The sequence below is a fragment of the Zeimonas sediminis genome, assembly GCF_023721795.1.
In the GTDB taxonomy this organism is placed as follows: domain Bacteria; phylum Pseudomonadota; class Gammaproteobacteria; order Burkholderiales; family Burkholderiaceae_E; genus Zeimonas; species Zeimonas sediminis.
In genome coordinates, this window is record NZ_JAMQYE010000001.1 from 2,622,826 (window position 1) to 2,639,085 (window position 16,260).

General features: G+C 69.9%; 15 protein-coding genes. 13 read left to right on the forward strand and 2 right to left on the reverse strand.

Annotated features, from left to right (window positions below):
* The first annotated feature begins 45 nt into the window (after window positions 1–45).
* The 13 genes from rsmB (at window position 46) to M6I34_RS12490 (ending at window position 14,470) form a co-directional block, all read left to right on the forward strand.
* Entirely contained in the window at window positions 46–1,371 is a 1,326-nt protein-coding gene (gene rsmB, locus M6I34_RS12430; protein WP_272485990.1) for a 16S rRNA (cytosine(967)-C(5))-methyltransferase RsmB, read from the forward strand.
* The gene (locus M6I34_RS12435; RefSeq protein ID WP_272485991.1) at window positions 1,368–1,991 is read left to right on the forward strand and encodes a DUF4390 domain-containing protein; all 624 of its coding nucleotides are present in this window, start codon (window positions 1,368–1,370) and stop codon (window positions 1,989–1,991) included. The genes rsmB and M6I34_RS12435 overlap by 4 nt, the downstream gene beginning before the upstream one ends.
* The gene (locus M6I34_RS12440) at window positions 1,946–4,273 is read left to right on the forward strand and encodes a sensor histidine kinase (RefSeq protein ID WP_272485992.1); all 2,328 of its coding nucleotides are present in this window, start codon (window positions 1,946–1,948) and stop codon (window positions 4,271–4,273) included. The genes M6I34_RS12435 and M6I34_RS12440 overlap by 46 nt, the downstream gene beginning before the upstream one ends.
* 14 nt (window positions 4,274–4,287) lie before the next feature.
* Complete coding sequence (locus tag M6I34_RS12445) at window positions 4,288–5,073, forward strand: response regulator (protein ID WP_272485993.1); 786 nt, start codon at window positions 4,288–4,290, stop codon at window positions 5,071–5,073.
* Between the two features lie 51 nt (window positions 5,074–5,124).
* Window positions 5,125–6,549: a Trk system potassium transporter TrkA gene (trkA, locus tag M6I34_RS12450; protein ID WP_272485994.1), complete on the forward strand. Its 1,425-nt coding sequence runs from the start codon at window positions 5,125–5,127 to the stop codon at window positions 6,547–6,549.
* Window positions 6,550–6,769: 220 nt separating this feature from the next.
* Window positions 6,770–7,933: a TRAP transporter substrate-binding protein gene (locus tag M6I34_RS12455; protein WP_272485995.1), complete on the forward strand. Its 1,164-nt coding sequence runs from the start codon at window positions 6,770–6,772 to the stop codon at window positions 7,931–7,933.
* A 76-nt stretch (window positions 7,934–8,009) separates the two neighbouring features.
* Entirely contained in the window at window positions 8,010–8,585 is a 576-nt protein-coding gene (locus M6I34_RS12460) for a TRAP transporter small permease subunit (protein ID WP_272485996.1), read from the forward strand.
* Complete coding sequence (locus tag M6I34_RS12465; protein ID WP_272485997.1) at window positions 8,582–9,991, forward strand: TRAP transporter large permease; 1,410 nt, start codon at window positions 8,582–8,584, stop codon at window positions 9,989–9,991. The genes M6I34_RS12460 and M6I34_RS12465 overlap by 4 nt, the downstream gene beginning before the upstream one ends.
* Before the next feature lie 5 nt (window positions 9,992–9,996).
* Entirely contained in the window at window positions 9,997–11,346 is a 1,350-nt protein-coding gene (locus M6I34_RS12470) for an amidase (protein ID WP_272485998.1), read from the forward strand.
* Window positions 11,343–11,498 carry a hypothetical protein gene (locus tag M6I34_RS12475; protein ID WP_272485999.1) on the forward strand — a complete coding sequence of 52 codons (156 nt, stop codon included), beginning with the start codon at window positions 11,343–11,345 and terminating at the stop codon, window positions 11,496–11,498. The genes M6I34_RS12470 and M6I34_RS12475 overlap by 4 nt, the downstream gene beginning before the upstream one ends.
* A 76-nt stretch (window positions 11,499–11,574) precedes the next feature.
* Window positions 11,575–13,035: a TrkH family potassium uptake protein gene (locus M6I34_RS12480; protein ID WP_272486000.1), complete on the forward strand. Its 1,461-nt coding sequence runs from the start codon at window positions 11,575–11,577 to the stop codon at window positions 13,033–13,035.
* Window positions 13,036–13,057: 22 nt separating this feature from the next.
* A complete protein-coding gene (locus tag M6I34_RS12485; RefSeq protein WP_272486001.1) occupies window positions 13,058–14,203 on the forward strand; it encodes a GTP-binding protein in 1,146 nt (381 codons plus the stop codon).
* 21 nt (window positions 14,204–14,224) lie between these two features.
* On the forward strand, window positions 14,225–14,470 hold the full coding sequence (locus M6I34_RS12490) for a BTH_I0359 family protein (protein ID WP_272486002.1): 246 nt from the start codon (window positions 14,225–14,227) through the stop codon (window positions 14,468–14,470).
* A 63-nt stretch (window positions 14,471–14,533) separates the two neighbouring features.
* On the opposite strand, the gene M6I34_RS12495 is transcribed toward M6I34_RS12490, so the two are convergent.
* Window positions 14,534–14,926 (reverse strand): rhodanese-like domain-containing protein, encoded by a 393-nt coding sequence (locus M6I34_RS12495; protein ID WP_272486003.1) that lies wholly within the window; start codon window positions 14,924–14,926, stop codon window positions 14,534–14,536.
* A 1-nt stretch (window position 14,927) separates the two neighbouring features.
* Window positions 14,928–16,250: a TRAP transporter large permease gene (locus M6I34_RS12500; RefSeq protein WP_272486004.1), complete on the reverse strand. Its 1,323-nt coding sequence runs from the start codon at window positions 16,248–16,250 to the stop codon at window positions 14,928–14,930.
* Window positions 16,251–16,260 lie beyond the last annotated feature (10 nt).

The window sequence follows — 16,260 nt, forward strand, 5'->3', positions numbered from 1 at the left end:
CCGCGCCCGCCGTCGGTTCTCGCTTCCCGCGACTTTCCCGATCCGATGTCAGACCGCGCGCCGCTGTCTCGCGAGATCGCCCTGGCGGCCGCGGCGGTCGAGGCGCTCAAGGCGGGCCGCGCCCTGCCCGCAGCGCTCGACGCCGCGCTGGCGGCGGCCGAGCGCAGCGGCCGCCTGCCGGAGGCCTCGCGCGCGGCGGTGCGCGACATGGCCCACGAGGCGGCGCGCCGCCTCGGTCTGGTCGATGCGCTCGCCGCGGCGCTGAACCGGCGCCCGCCGGCGCCCAGGCTGGCCGCGCTGCAGGCGGTCGCGCTCTCCCAGCTGGTCGAGCCGATCCGCGCCGAGGCGGTGATCGTCGACCAGGCGGTCGAGGCTGCCCGGGCGGCGCCCGACACCGCGCCGGCGGCGGGCTTCCTGAACGCCACGCTGCGCCGCTTCCTGCGCGAGCGCGAGGGCCTGCTCGCGGCGGCGCGCGAGGATCCGGTCGCTCGCTGGAACCATCCCCGATGGTGGATCGAGCAGCTGCGCCGCGACCACCCTGCCGACTGGCAGGCGGTGCTGGCCGCCGCCGACCGGCCGCCGCCGATGGTGCTGCGGGTCAACCTTCGGCACGGCAGCGTGCCGGCCTACCTCGACCGCCTCGAGCGGGCCGGTCTCGCCGCGGCTCGCGTCGGCGAGCAGGCGCTCAGGCTCGAGCGGGCGGTGCCGGTCGACGCGCTTCCCGGCTGGTCCGACGGCGACGTGTCGGTCCAGGACGCCGGCGCGCAGCTCGCGGCGCCGTTGCTCGCCCCGCGCGACGGCGAGCGCGTGCTCGACGCCTGCGCCGGGCCCGGCGGCAAGACCACGCACCTTCTCGAGCTGGCCGATTGCGAGCTGACCGCGCTCGACGTCGACGAGTCGCGGCTCGCGCCGGTCCGGGAGAACCTCGCCCGGCTGGGCCAGCGCGCGCGGGTCGTCGAGGGCGACGCCCGCCGCCCGGAAGGCTGGTGGGACGGCCGCCCCTTCGACCGGATCCTGGTGGACGCGCCATGCACGGCCTCGGGCATCGTTCGCCGGCATCCCGACATCCGCTGGCTGCGGCGGCGTCGCGATCTCGCGACACTTTCGGCGCGCCAGTCGGAGATCCTGGCGGCCCTTTGGCCGCTGCTGAGGCCGGGTGGTAAATTGCTCTACGCGACCTGCTCCGTGTTTGCGGTCGAGAACGAGTCGGTCGTGGCCAGCTTCCTCGCGTCGCACGCCGACGCCGGGCGCTTGCCGCTCGCGGCCCGGATCGGCGATGCCGACGAGGCGATCGCACAGCTGCTGCCCGTTTCCACGTCGCTTCGCGATCACGACGGTTTCTTCTACGCCTTGCTGGAAAAGCGCTCGTGACCCTCCGATCCGCCCTCGCGCTAGCCCTGGTGGCAGCGCTGCTGGGCGCCTCCGGCGCGCCGGCCGTGCAGGCCCGGCCCGATGCCGCCGATCCGACGGTCGAGGCGGCCGATGCGCGTCCCGATGCGATCGACGCGCCGCGGCTCGAGCGGGGCGCCGGGGGCGGCTACGTCCTGTCGGCCGATTTCGAGGTCCCGCTCACGCCCTCGCTTCGCGACGCCCTAGAGCGGGGCGTGCCGCTCTATTTCTCCGCCGATTTCGAGCTGACGCGCCCGCGCTGGTGGTGGCTCGACGCGGTCGTGGTCGAGCGCTCGCTGAGCTGGCGGCTGGCCTACCACGCGCTGACCCGGCAGTACCGGCTCTCGCAGGACGGCATCATCCAGCCCTTCGACTCGGTCGACGAGGCGCTGCGCACGATGGCGCGGCTGCGCGGCTGGCGCGTCGCCGACGACGGCGAGCTCGATCCCGACGTGACCTACGACGCCCGGGTCCGGCTGAAGCTGGACACGACGCGACTCCCCAAGCCCTTCCAGATCGGCGGCCTGGCCAGCCGCGACTGGACCCCGCAGGCCGAATGGAAGCAATTCAAGTTCAAGCCGACGCCGAGAAGCGCGCAGTAGGGCGGATCCTGCGCTTCGCGCTGATCGGGGCGGTCGCGCTGGCGCTGGTGCTGCTCGTGCTGCTGGCCGGCGCGACCGCGAACACGCGGATGTTCGAGCGCTACTACGCGGGGCTGCTCTGGCTCACCGTGGGCGTGGCGGCGGGCCTGTTCCTGCTGGTGCTCGAACTGGTGCGCCGGCTGGTGCTGCGCTATCGGCGGCGCCTGTTCGGCACGAGGCTGATGGCGCGAATGGCGGTGTCGTTCACGCTGATGACGATCGTGCCGGTCGCCCTGATCTACCTGGTCGCGGTGCAGTTCGTCGGCAGGTCGGTCGAGTCCTGGTTCGCGGTGCCGGTCGAGCGGGCGCTCGACTCGGGCCTCGCGCTGGGCCGGTCCACGCTCGACGCGATGCTGACCGACCTCTCGCAGCGGGCGCGATCGATCAGTGCCGAACTCGTCGAGGCGCCCGAGCGCGACTGGGCCAATGCGCTGAACCGGCTGCGCGAGCAGAGCGGCGTGCAGGACGCGCTGATCGTGTCGGGCACCGGCCGCATCGTCGCCGCCAGCGGCAACCGGCTGGCGAGCCTGGTGCCCGACCTGCCGCCGGCCAATGCGCTGAGGCAGGCCCGTCTGACCCGCCAGTACGCCGCGGTCGAGCCGGGCGAGGAGGGCAAGCCGGAATCGCTGAAGCTCCGGGTGATCCTGGTCATCGGTGCCGACCGGCAGCTGCTCGACGACAGCCGCTACCTGCAGCTGGTGCAGGCCGTCCCGCCGGCGCTGGCCGAGAACGCCGAGGCGGTCGATCGCGGCCGCCGCGACTTCCAGGCCCTGCAGCTGTCGCGCGACGCGCTGCTGCGGCTGTACCGGGTCACGCTGACGCTGATCTTCCTGCTGACCGCCTTCGCCGCGATCGCCGCGTCCTTCCTGCTGGCGGGCTGGCTGACCGGCCCGCTGTCGATGCTGGCCGCCGGCACCCGGGCCGTGGCCGAGGGCGACTTCCGGCCGGTCAAGGACTACTCGGGCCGCGACGAGCTCGGGATGCTGACCCAGTCGTTCAACGTGATGACCCGGCAGCTCGAGGAAGCGAGGCTCCAGGTCGATCGCAACCAGCGCGAGCTCGAACGGGCCAACGCCCGCCTCGAGAGCGTGCTGGCCAACCTGACCGCCGGCGTGCTGGTGCTCGACTCCGACTTCCGGCTGGTGCTGGCCAACGCCGGCGCCGAGCGCATCCTCGGGTTGTCGATGCTCGAGTACCTCGACCTGCCGCTGGCCGAGGTGCCGCGGCTCGGCGCCCTGGCCGGCCAGGTTCGCGCCGCCTTCGACGAGCAGGTCGCGGCCGGCGACCCCAGCTGGCAGCGACAGTTCGTGCTGCCGCTGGCGGCGACCGTCGCGCGCGAGGCGGGCGGCGAGCCGGCGCCGGACGCGGCGGGCGGGCAGGCTCCCGCGCCGGCACCCGACGAGCAGACGATCCTGGCGCGCGGCTCGATCCTGCCGGAGCGGCGAGTCGGCTACGTGATCGTCTTCGACGACATCAGCGGCGTGATCTCGGCCCAGCGCGCGGTGGCCTGGGCCGAGGTCGCGCGGCGCCTGGCCCACGAGATCAAGAACCCGCTGACGCCGATCCAGCTCGCGGCAGAGCGGCTGCAGCGCAAGCTGGCCGACCGGTTGCCGCCGGCCGACGCGGAATTGCTCGCCAAGAATTCGCAGACGATCGTCAACCAGGTGGCGGCGCTCAAGCACATGGTCGACGAGTTCCGCGACTACGCGCGGCTGCCGGCCGCGCGCCTCGCGCCGCTCGACCTGAATGCGCTGATCGAGGACGTGCTCCGCCTCTACCCCGGCGGCGAGGGGCGGGCGATCGTCGAGGCGCGGCTCGCCGAAGGGCTGCCCAGGGTCATGGGCGACACGACCCAGCTGCGCCAGGTGATCCACAACCTGTTGAAGAATGCGCAGGAGGCGACCGAGCGCGTCGACGGTGCGCGTATCCTGGTCGAGACGGGAATGCTCGCACGCGCCGACGGCGGCACGATCGTGCGCGTCTGCGTCAGCGACAACGGCAGCGGCTTCCCGGCCGCGGTGCTCGCGCGGGTGTTCGAACCCTACGTGACCAGCAAGGCGCGCGGCACCGGCCTGGGCCTGGCGATCGTCCGCAAGATCGCAGACGAGCACGGCGCGCGGGTCGAGGTCGGCAACCTGAAGAACGAGGCCGGCGAGACCGCCGGCGCGCGCATTGCCGTGCTATTTACGAAACTGGCCAAAAACGGGGAGAATCCCGGGCTGTCCGAGAAGCAACACGACTAGCGAACGCAGGGCTCATGGCGGAAATCCTCGTAGTGGATGACGAAATCGGCATCCGCGAACTGCTCTCCGAGATCCTCGGCGACGAAGGCCATTCGGTGCACTCTGCCGAGAACGCCGGCCAGGCCCGGCAGTTGCGCGAGGAGAACCGCCTCGACCTGGTGCTGCTCGACATCTGGATGCCCGACACCGACGGCATCACGCTGCTCAAGGAGTGGGCCGCCGCCGGCAAGCTGACCATGCCGGTCATCATGATGTCCGGTCACGCGACGATCGACACCGCGGTCGAGGCCACGCGGATCGGCGCGCTCGATTTCCTCGAGAAACCGATCACCATGCAGAAGCTGCTGCGGGCGGTGGAAACCGGCCTGCAGCGCGGCCGCGCCGCGGCGCAGCCGTCCGTGCCTCCGGCGGCCGCCGGCGAGCCCTCGCGGCAACCGGCAGTCACCGCCTTCGTGCCGGCGGCGCCGGTCGGCGAAGCCGTCGTGGCCGAGGCGCCGCAGCAGGCGGGCGCCGAGCGCCCGGCCGGTTTCGTGCCGGCGGCCGGCGCGCAGGCCGAGGCCGGCCGGACGCAGGCGGCCGGGGCCTCGATCCTGCTGCGCGAGCTGCCGCTGGACCTGCCGCTGCGCGAGGCCCGCGACGCCTTCGAGCGCGCCTATTTCGAATACCACCTCGGCCGCGAGCAGGGCAGCATGACCCGGGTCGCCGAGCGCACCGGCCTCGAGCGGACCCACCTGTACCGCAAGCTCAAGCAGCTGGGCATCGACCTGTCGCGCGGGCTCTGGCGCCGGCAGGGCGGCTGAGCGAGCGCCGCCCGCAGCGGGATTCCCCAGGCAACCGATCCGGGCAGCCCCTTGAAGATCGTCATCCTCGGCGCCGGCAGGGTCGGCGCCTCAGTCGCCGAGAGCCTCGTCTCCGAGCGCAACGACATCACCGTCGTCGACACCGACGTCGCGCAGCTTCGCCAGCTCCAGGATCGCCTCGACCTTCGCACGGTGGCCGGCAACGGCACGCATCCGCCGGTGCTCGAGCAGGCCGGCATCGAGGACGCCGACATGCTGATCGCCACCGCGGCGCGCGACGAGACCAACCTCGTGGCCTGCCAGATCGCGGCCCGGCTGTTCAACGTGCCGACCCGCATCGCGCGCATTCGCGCGCCCGAATTCCAGGCCCACTCCGAGATCACCGGCGAGGGCGGCTTCTACGTCGACCACCTGATCTGCCCGGAGCAGACGGTCACCGACTACGTGCGCAAGCTGATCGAGTTCCCGGAGGCGCTCCAGGTGCTCGAGTTCGCCGACGGCCGGGCCAGCCTGATCGCGGTGCGCGCCTACGCCGGCGGCCCGCTGGTCTCGCATCCGATCAGCGACCTGCGCGCGCACCACCCCGACATCGACATGCGGGTCGTGGCGATGTTCCGTAACGACCGCTCGATCCGGCCCGAGGGCAACACGATGATCGAGCCGGGCGACGAGGTCTTCCTGCTCGCGCCTTCCGAGCACATCCGCACCGCGCTGTCCGACCTGCGCCGGATGGACAAGCCGGTGCGGCGGGTCATGATCGCCGGCGGCGGCAACATCGGCCTGCGACTCGCGCGCAGCCTGGGCAGCGACTACCAGGTCAAGATCGTCGAGACCAACCGCAATCGCTGCAACTACCTGGTCACCCAGCTGCCGGCCTCGACGCTGGTGCTGAACGGCGACTCCACCGACGAGGACCTGCTCTCCGACGAGGGCGTGTCGGACAGCGACCTGTTCATCGCGGTCACCTCCGACGACGAGAACAACATCATGTCGTGCATGCTCGCCAAGCGGATGGGCGCGCGGCGCACGATCGCGCTGATCAACCGGCAGGCCTACGCCGACCTGGTCGAGGGCAACCGGATCGACATCGCGATCGTTCCCTCGCAGACGACCATAGGCCAGCTGCTCGCGCACGTGCGGCGCGGCGACGTGGTCGCGGTGCATTCGCTGCGCCGCGGCGCGGCCGAGGCGCTCGAGGCGGTCGCCCACGGCGACGCGAAGTCCTCGAAGGTCGTCGGCCGCCGGATCGAGGAGATCGACCTGCCGCGCGGCGCCACGATAGGCGCCATCGTGCGGCCGGTGGCCGATGCCGGCGTCGCCGGCCGGCGCGGCGAGCGCCGCGAGGCGGCCGAGGTGATCATGGCGCATCACGACACGGTCATCGAGTCCGGCGACCACGTGATCGTGTTCGTCGAGAACCGGCGCATGATTCCGAAGGTCGAGCGCCTGTTCCAGGTGAGCGTCGGGTTCTTCTAGGGGGCGGGCAACGCAGCGGGGGTAATTGCTGGCGTGCCCGTCAGTTCTATTCCTAATTCGCACCGATCTTGCGCCAACTTGTCCCGATCCCGTGAGATAGTTACACTGCGCGCCTGGATTGAAAACGCGCCTGGCTTCGCCTGGCCGGCGTCAGCCGTCGTCGGATGGCGCGACCGAGTTCAACGATAGCCCACAGGGTATTCCCGAGAGGAGACACGACATGACCGAAAAATCCGTACGGCCTTCGAACGAAGCAGCAACGGAAAGCAAGCCCGCGCGCCGCCGCTTCCTCGGCACTGCCGCCACTGGTGCTGCCGGTGCCGCCGCGCTCGCCACGCCGATGATCTCGGTCGCGCAGTCGCCGGTCGTCATGAAGATGCAGGGCGCCTGGGGCGCCAACGACATCTTCACCGAGATGGCGCAGCAGTACGTGACCCGGGTCAACGAGATGGCGGGCGGCCGCCTGCGCCTCGAGTACCTGCCGGCCGGCGCCGTCGTGAAGCCCTTCGAGCTGATGGACGCGGTCAGCAAGGGCGTTCTCGATGCCGGCCACCACGTGTCCGGCTACTGGTACGGCAAGTCGAAGGTCGCTTCGCTGTTCGGCACGGGTCCGGTCAGCGGCGCCACCCCCGAGATCGGCCTGACCTGGATCTACCAGGGCGGCGGCCAGCAGCTCTGGGACAAGCTCGTCGCCAAGCTGAACCTGAACGTCGTGGGCTTCTTCGCCTTCCCGATGCCCTCGCAGCCGCTGGGCTGGTTCAAGAACCCCCCGCCCAAGACCGCTGCCGCGCTCAAGGGCTTCAAGTACCGCACGATCGGCCTGGCGGCCGACATGCTGCAGGAGATGGGCATGGCCGTCGCCCAGCTGCCGGGCGGCGAGATCGTTCCCGCCATGCAGCGCGGCGTCATCGACGCGTTCGAGTTCAACAACCCGACCTCCGACATGCGCTTCGGCGCCCAGGACGTCGCCAAGTACTACTCGATGGGCTCCTACCACCAGGCGCAGGAGTTCTTCGAGATCATCTTCAACAAGGACAAGTACAACGCGCTTGCTCCCGAGCTGAAGGCGATCCTGAAGTACGCGGCCGAGGCCACGTCGCTGGCGAACACCTCGCTGGCGCACGACAGCTACTCGAAGGACCTCCAGGAGCTGATCGTCAAGCACAAGGTGCAGGTCTCGCGCACCCCGCAAGACGTCTACAAGGGCCAGCTCGCGGCCTGGGACAAGGTCACGGCGAAGCTCGAGAAGGAAGTCGACATGTTCAAGGAAGTGAACGACTCCTTCAAGGCGTGGTCGCGCCGCGTGGGCTTCTATCACTTCACGAACGAGGCCGACTACAAGATGGCCTTCGAGCACGTGCAGAAGATCAAGCTGCCCACCTGATCTTCATGCAGTAGGCAAAGCTGCCGAGGATCCTCGGCAGCTTTTTTGTTTTCGCAGACGGCATGGGTTTCGACGAATGGAAAACCTGATCCGGATCATCGACATCTTCAGCAAGGCCATCGGCCACGCGTTCGCATGGTGCGTGCTCGTCCTCACGGCCAGCACCTGCTTCGAAGTGTTCATGCGCTACGTGCTCCACGCCCCCACCGCGTGGGCGTTCGACATGAGCTACATGCTGTACGGGGCGCTGTTCATGATGTCGGGTGCGTACGCGCTGTCGCGCGGCTCGCACGTGCGGGGCGACTTCCTCTACCGGAAGTGGGCGCCGCGCACGCAGGCGAAGGTGGACCTCGTCCTCTATTTCGTCTTCTATTTCCCGGCCATCTTCGCGATGGTGTACACGGGCGCCAGCTACTCGTTCGAGTCGACGCGCATCCTCGAGGCCAGCGTCAACAGCCCGGCCGGCGTGCCGGTCTGGCCGCTGAAGCTGATCATCTTCGTCGGGGGCATCACGCTGCTGCTGGCGGGCATCGCCGAGGTCATGCGATGCCTGGTCTGCATCCGCCAGGGCAGCTGGCTGCCGCGCGGCGGCGACGTCGAGGAACTTGAAGTGATCCTGCAGCAGCAGCACGGCGGAGCGTCCAAGCAATGAGTGATCCGATCATCGCCCTGCTGATGCTGGGCGTCTTCATCGTCTTCATCTTCCTGGGTTTCCCTATCGCCTTCACGCTGATGGCGATGGGCATCAGCTTCGGCTACTACGCGTACTACGTGCCGGGGCAGGAGTTCTGGGACAACCGGATCTTCTACCTGTTCACGCAGAACACCTTCAGCGTGATGAACAACGACACGCTGATCTCGATACCCCTGTTCCTGTTCATGGGGTACATCATCGAGCGCGCCAACATCCTCGACCGGCTGTTCCACAGCCTGCAGGTCGGGCTGCGCTTCCTGCCGGGCTCGATGGCGGTGGCCGCGCTGGTCACCTGCGCGCTGTTCGCGACCGCAACCGGCATCGTCGGCGCGGTGGTCACGCTGATGGGCCTGATCGCGCTGCCGCCGATGCTGAAGGCGGGCTACGACCAGAAGATCTCCAGCGGCGTCATCACGGCCGGCGGCACGCTCGGGATCCTGATTCCGCCGTCGATCCTGCTGATCGTGTACGCCGCCACGGCGAGCGTCTCGGTGGTCAAGCTGTATGCGGCGGCGCTGATCCCCGGCTTCGTGCTGGCCGGCCTCTACGTGATCTACGTGATCACCCGCGCGACCCTCAACCCCGCCCTGTGTCCCAGGCCAAAGGAGCTCGACCAGTACAGCTTCGCGGAGAGCGCGATGCTGGTGCTGACCGCCTTCGTGCCGCTGGCGGCGCTGATCGTGGCCGTGCTCGGCTCGATCCTGTTCGGCCTGGCCACGCCCAGCGAGGCCGCCGCGATGGGCGCGCTGGGCGGCATCATCCTGGCCGTCGTCTACCGGGCCTTCACCTGGGAGCGGCTGCGCGAGGCGGTCTACCTGACGGCCCGCACCTCGGCGATGGTGTGCTTCCTGTTCGTCGGCGCGGCGACCTTCTCGTCGGTGTTCTCGTACCTCGGCGGCGAGCACGTGGTGAAGGACTTCATGCTCGCGCTCGACCTGAGCACGGTGCAGTTCCTGCTGCTCACCCAGCTGATCATCTTCATCCTGGGCTGGCCGCTGGAGTGGAGCGAGATCATCATCATCTTCGTGCCGATCTTCCTGCCGCTGCTGCCGGTGTTCGGCGTCGACCCGATCCTTTTCGGCATCCTGATCGCGATCAACCTCCAGACCTCCTTCCTCACCCCGCCGATGGCGATGTCCGCCTACTACCTGAAGGGCGTGGCGCCAAAGGGCGTGGAGCTGTGGACGATCTTCAGGGGCTGCTTCCCGTTCGTGGGGATGGTGATCCTGACCCTGGCGCTGACCTACATCTACCCGTCGATGGTCACCTACCTGCCCGACCATTTCTTCAGCCAGCCGACCGAGGTTCCCTTCGACCCGAACGACCCGTCGGTGGTGAACCCGGACATCTTCAAGGTGCAGTGACGGGCATGTCGGCAGAGAGATCCGTTCAGTCGTTCGGCGCCGGGGATTACCGGGAGCTGCTGGCTTCGGGGCAGGCCGACGTCGTCGAGTTCTACGATCGGCACCTGGCGAGCGCGAAGGCGGCGGACGAGCAGGTCCGCGCCTTCGCCAGCCTCGACGACCGGGTGATCAGGCTGCAGGCCGAGCACCTGAAGGCCCAGCGGGCCCGCGGAGATTCCCTGCCCGCGCTGTACGGCGTGCCGATTGCGGTCAAGGACATCATCGACACGATCGATTTCCCGACCGCCTACGGCAGCCCGATCCACGAGGGCCGCTACGCGGTGGCCGATGCGACGGTGGTCCGCCGGCTGCGCGACGCCGGCGCGGTGATCTACGGCAAGACCGTGACCACCGAGTTCGCCACCTTCCATCCCGGGCCCACGCGCAATCCGCACGACCTGGCGCACACCCCGGGCGGTTCGTCCAGCGGCTCCGCGGCCGCCGTGGCTGCCGGCATCGTGCCGGTGGCGCTCGGCAGCCAGACCAACGGCTCGGTCGTCCGGCCGGCCTCGTTCTGCGGCGTCTACGGCTTCAAGCCGTCGGCCGGCGTCCTGCCGCGCACCGGTTCCTTCGAGCAATCGCCGTCGCTCGACCAGCTCGGCGTGTTCGCCCGCTCGATCGAGGGCCTGGCGCTGGTCGCCGAGATCATGGCCGGCGACGACGGCCACGATGCCGCGACTCGCGGCATCCCGCCCAGGCGGATGCACGACATCGCGCGCTCCGAGCCGCCGCTCGACCCGAAGTTCTGCTTCGTCCGGACACCCTGGTGGGACCGGATCGACGAGGAAGCGCGGCTCGCCTGCGAGGAGTTCCTCGAGGCGATGGACGGCTCCGTGAGCGTCGTCGAGCTGCCGTCGATCGTCGAACAGGCGGTGCAGTGGCACCGGCAGGTCCACGAGCCGGAGCTGGCCTTCGCCTTGCAGCGCGAGTACCGGCACCACCCCGACAAGCTCAGCGACAAGCTGCGTGAGCAGATCGAGCGGGGCATCGCGGTGCCGGTCGTCGACTACCTGGCGGCCAGGGAGCGGATGCCGCACGTGTCCTGCGCCTTCGACGAGTTCTTCGAGCATTTCGACGCCATCCTGACGCCTGCCACCCTGGGCGCGGCGCCGAAGGGCCTGGCTTCGACCGGCAACCCGATCATGCAGACGGTCTGGACCTTCGCCGGGCTGCCCAGCCTGAACCTGCCGCTGTTCAGGCTGTCCGGCGGCCTGCCTTTCGGCATCCAGGCGGTGGGCCGCCTGCACGACGACGCGCGCATGCTGCGGGCGTGCAGGTGGCTCGTCAACGAGGTGAACAAACGGAGTGCTTCATGAAGAGGTTCGAGAGACTGTCCGCGCTGGTGGGCCTGCTGTTGCTCGCGGCCTTCTTCGCGCCCTACGTGTTCAAGCTTCCCCAGCTGGACATCACGATCATCCTGCTCGGCGGGCTGGCGCTCGCCGCCTACGACTACTGGACCTCGAGCTGACGCGACGGGCCCCGGCTCGCGGCGGTATGATCGCGCCGCCATGCCCCGAAACCTGTCCTGAGCGGCGGGAGCGCGCTTGATCCGGCTCCTGGTCATCGCCCACGTGCTGGGCGGCCTGCTGACGGTGTTCGCCGCCACCTTCCTGCTGCCGCTCGCGTGGTCGCTCGCGGTCGACGACGGCGCCCACGTCAGCTTCTTCACGTCGGCCACCGCCTGCCTGGCGGCCGGCGCCCTGCTCTGGGCCTTCACGCGCCGCTATCGCCGCGAGCTCGAGCCGCGCGACGGGCCGCTGCTGGTCGTGCTCGGCTGGGTCACGATGGCGGTCGCGGCCTCGGTCCCGTTGAAGCTCGAGATTCCCGGTCTTTCGCTCACTCACGCCTTCTTCGAGGCAGTCGCCGGGCTCACGACCACCGGCGCCACCGTGCTGACCGGCCTCGAGCACCTGCCGCAGTCGGTCAACATCTGGCGCCACGCGATGCAGTGGTACGGCGGCATGGGCATCATCGTGATGGCGGTCGCGATCCTGCCGATGCTGGGCGTGGGCGGCATGCAGCTGTTCAAGGCCGAGATGGCCGGGCCGATGAAGGAGAGCAAGCTGACGCCGCGGATCACCGAGACCGCGAAGGCGCTCTGGCTGATCTACATCTCGCTCACCGCCGCGTGCGCGCTGAGCCTGCGCTACATCGCCGAGGAGTCGTGGTTCGACGCGGTCTGCCACGCCTTCTCGGCGCTGGCGCTGGGCGGGTTCTCGAACCGCGACGCCAGCGTCGGCGGCTTCGAGTCGCCGGCGGTCGAGGCGATCCTGCTCGTCTTCATGCTGATCGCGGTGCTGAACTTCGCGACCCACTTCAGGGCGGTTCGCGCCCGCTCGATCGGCCCCTACCTGCGGGACCCCGAGGCCCGGGCGGTGCTCGTGCTGCTGCTGGGCAGCGGCCTGGCGCTCGGGCTCTACCTGCACTGGCAGGGGCAATACGACTCGCTGGCCGAGTCCCTGCGCCATGCGCTGTTCAACACCGTGTCGCTGGGCACCTCCACCGGCTACATGAGCCAGGACTACGCCGGCTGGCCGGTCTTCGCGCCGATGTGGATGCTGTTCCTGGCCTGCGTAGGCTCGTCGGCGGGCTCGACCGGCGGCGGCATCAAGATGATCCGCTCGCTGATCCTGGTCCGCCAGACGGCCCGCGAGCTCGGCCGGATCGTGCACCCCAGGGCGATCTCGCCGCTCACGATCAACGGCCAGATCGTCGAGAACCGGATCATCTTCGCGGTGCTCGGCTTCATGCTGCTGTGGGGCGCCACCCAGGTCGTGGTGACCTTCCTGCTGCTGGCCACCGGGCTCGACTTCCTGACCGCCTTTTCCGCTGCGGTCGCGATGGTGAACAACCTCGGCCCCGCGCTGGGCGAGTTCGGGCCGACCGCGAACTACGCGAGCCTGAGCGCGGTCCAGGCCTGGCTGCTCACGCTGGCCATGCTGGCCGGGCGGCTCGAGCTGCTGACCTTCTTCGTGGTGCTCACCGGCGCCTTCTGGCGGCGCTAGGCGGGACTGGTCGGGCGCGACGATGACCGCCGGCAGCGCGACAGGGAACGATGGAGGGGCCGTCGACGGCCGTTCAGATCCGCGCCTGCCTGTCACCGTGGTCGTCGGCCTGCCCGGAGCCGGCAAGTCGGCCCTGATTTCGCGCTGGATCGAGGCGGCCCCGGCCGGCGCCCGCTGGGCGCTGATGGCCGGCGAGGCCGCCGGCCGCGGCCTGTTGCGCGCCCCGGCCGGCGCCTTCGTTTCGGTCGGGGGCTGCCCATGCTGCAGCGGGCGTGCGGCCTTCGAGGCCGCGCTCGTCAGGCTGTTGCGCCAGGGGCCGTGGGACAGGTTGCTCGTCGAACTCGACGGCAGCGGCGAGCCGGCGAGCTTCCTCGACCAGCTGAGATCGGGCGCCGGCGCCCGCCACCTGCGGGTCGACGAGGTGGTGGCGGTCGTCGACGCGGGGTGTGCCGAAACCACGGCGCTCGTGGACGGGCGGCGCGCCGGGGCCGGCTCGAGCGGAAGGGCCGCATGGCTGCTGGCCGCCCAGCTGGAAGCCGCGAACCGCGTGGTGCTGACCGGTTGCGGCCCGGTCGGAGAGGGGCGGCCCAGCGGGGAGACGCCGACCGGTTCCGCCGCGGCAGGCGTCGGTGCCGCGCGCGGCCGCGTCGATTGCGCCGCGCTGGCCGCCCGCCTGCGCGGCCGCCCGCCCTTTCGCCGGAGCGTCCAGGTCTGGGCCGACGCAGGCCCGCCGGCCGCGGGTGGCGAGTCGGACGGTTCCACCGCAGCTCCGGAAGATGCGCCCGAACATGGTGAGTGGGTGCCTGCTCACCGCGAAGGTCAGGTGCAGCAATGCATCGCCATCGGCAAGGCCGGGTCGCCGACGGTGATCGCCTGGCGCTGGCCGGCCGATGCGGTCTTCGATCGCGCCAGCCTCGTGCGACTGAGCGAGGGCTGGATGCACCTTCCCGGCCTGCTCGGCGCCGAGGCGGCGTTCAGGACGGCCCGCGACTGGTACCTGTGGCGATTCGACGGCCGGGAAGCCGCCTGGGCGCCGACCGGCTGGCGGCGCGACAGCCGGATCGAGCTGCGGCTCGATGTCGCCGCCGAAACCGTCGAGCCGCTGGCCGCCCGTCTGCAGGCCGAGCTGGCCGGCTTGAAATCTCCCGACCCGCCGTCATCTTCATGACAGTCGTCGAGAGGTGCCGAGATGAACACGATCTACAACAGTGCCAGCTATTGCGTCGTGGAGTTCCGCGACCCCGCCGGTGAGATCGGCGGCTACGAGATCATGGACAAGCTGGGCCGCCGCGAGATCTACCTGGGCGGCGACCTGGCGATCCGGTTCCGCGAGGGCGTCCAGCGGCTGATCGAGGCCGAGCCCTCGACCGAGGACGTCGACGAATTCCTCAGCGGTTTCCAGGGCCTGATGCAGACCCCGGTCGCCCTGCACTGACGCGCGCCTCGCCGGCGCGGCCGGCGCTCCCGGGCGCCGCTCGACCGGCGCACGCGGGCCTCGCTAGAACTGCTCCCAGGGCAGGCCGTCGTGCCGCCAGCCGTTCAGCTTGCCGCGCTGCCGCTCGGCGTTCAGGTCGCCTTCGAAGCCGTGCAGCACGTTGCTCACGTTGTTGAAGCCGGCCTGCTCGAGCGCCTCGGCGGCCTCCACCGAGCGCTTGCCGCTGCGGCAGATCAGCACGATCGGCCGGTCCATCGAGTGTCCGGCCAGCTTCTTCACGTCGGTGACGAATTCGGGGTTCAGGTCCCAGTCCGGCGCGTCGTACCAGGCCACGTGCATCGCGCCGAGCGCGTGGCCGACGAAGAAGTACTCGGCGTCGCTGCGGCAGTCGATGAACAGCGCGTCGGGCGTGCTCTGCACGAAATCGTAGGCCTCGCGGGGAAGAAGGTGCTTCATCTCAATCCATGAATCCGACCAGGAACAGCGACAAGGATGGCACGAACAGCAGCAGCAGGGTCCGCAGCAGGTCGCTGACCAGGAAGGGCACGACGCCGCGGTAGCTCTCGCCGATCGGCACGCCCTTCGCCAGGCCGTTGACGATGTACACGTTCAGGCCGACCGGCGGCGCGATCAGTCCGATGCCGACGACCATCAGGATCAGCACGCCGAACCAGATCGCCTTGCCGGTCGGGTCCAGCCCCCACAGCTCGAGCCCCATGACCATCGGGAAGAAGATCGGCACGGTCAGCAGGATCATCGACAGCTCGTCCATCACGCAGCCGAGCACGATGTAGAAGACCAGGATCGCGCCGACGATCGCCAGCGGGGGCAGGCCCGACTCGCCGACCGCCTGCGCCAGCTGCGTCGGCACCTGCGTGAGCGCCAGCGCCGAGTTCATCAGGTCGGCGCCGATGAAGATCAGGAAGATCATCGCCGAGCTCTCGGCGGCCTGGTAGAAGCTCGCCGCGAGCTTGTGCCGGGTCAGCTCGCCGCGCGCGAAGGCGAGCAGCAGCGTGGAGACCGCGCCGACCGCCGCGCCCTCGGTCGGCGTGAACACGCCGCCGTAGATGCCGCCGAACACCAGCAGGAAGATCACGCCGATCGGCAGCAGCCCGGCCACCGCGTCGCGCATGTCGACCTTCTCGATCTCGTCGCGCTCGGGCGCCTGGCCGGGCACCAGCCTGACGTAGATCGCGATCGCGACCAGGTAGCCGAGCATCGCGATCAGCCCCGGGATCATCGCCGCGGCGAACAGCTTGGCGATGTTCTGCTCGGTGAGGATCGCGTAGATCACCAGGATCACCGACGGCGGGATCATGATGCCCAGCGTGCCGCCGGCGGCCAGCGTGGCGGTGGTGAGCCGGCCCGAGTAGCCGTGGCGCGTCATCTCGGGCAGCGCCACCGTGCCGACGGTCGCCGCGGTGGCGACCGACGAGCCGCAGACCGCGCCGAACGCGGCGCACGCGATCACGGCCGCCATTGCCATGCCGCCGCGCACCCGCGACATCAGGCTGTTGGTGAACGCGAACAGCGCGCGCGACAGGCCGCCGTGGGTCGCGAACTGCCCCATCAGCAGGAACAGCGGAATCACCGACAGGTCGTAGTTCGAGAAGCGCGAGTAGGTCTGCGTCTTGAGGAAGTTCGCATAGGGCAGCCAGCCCGCCTGCATCAGGTAGCCGGTGGTGCCGGCGACGAACATCGCGACCGCGATCGGCACCCGCACGACCATCAGCGCGATCATGATCCCGAAGATCAGCAGCGAAAGGGTGATCGGTTCCATCGGCTGTTCC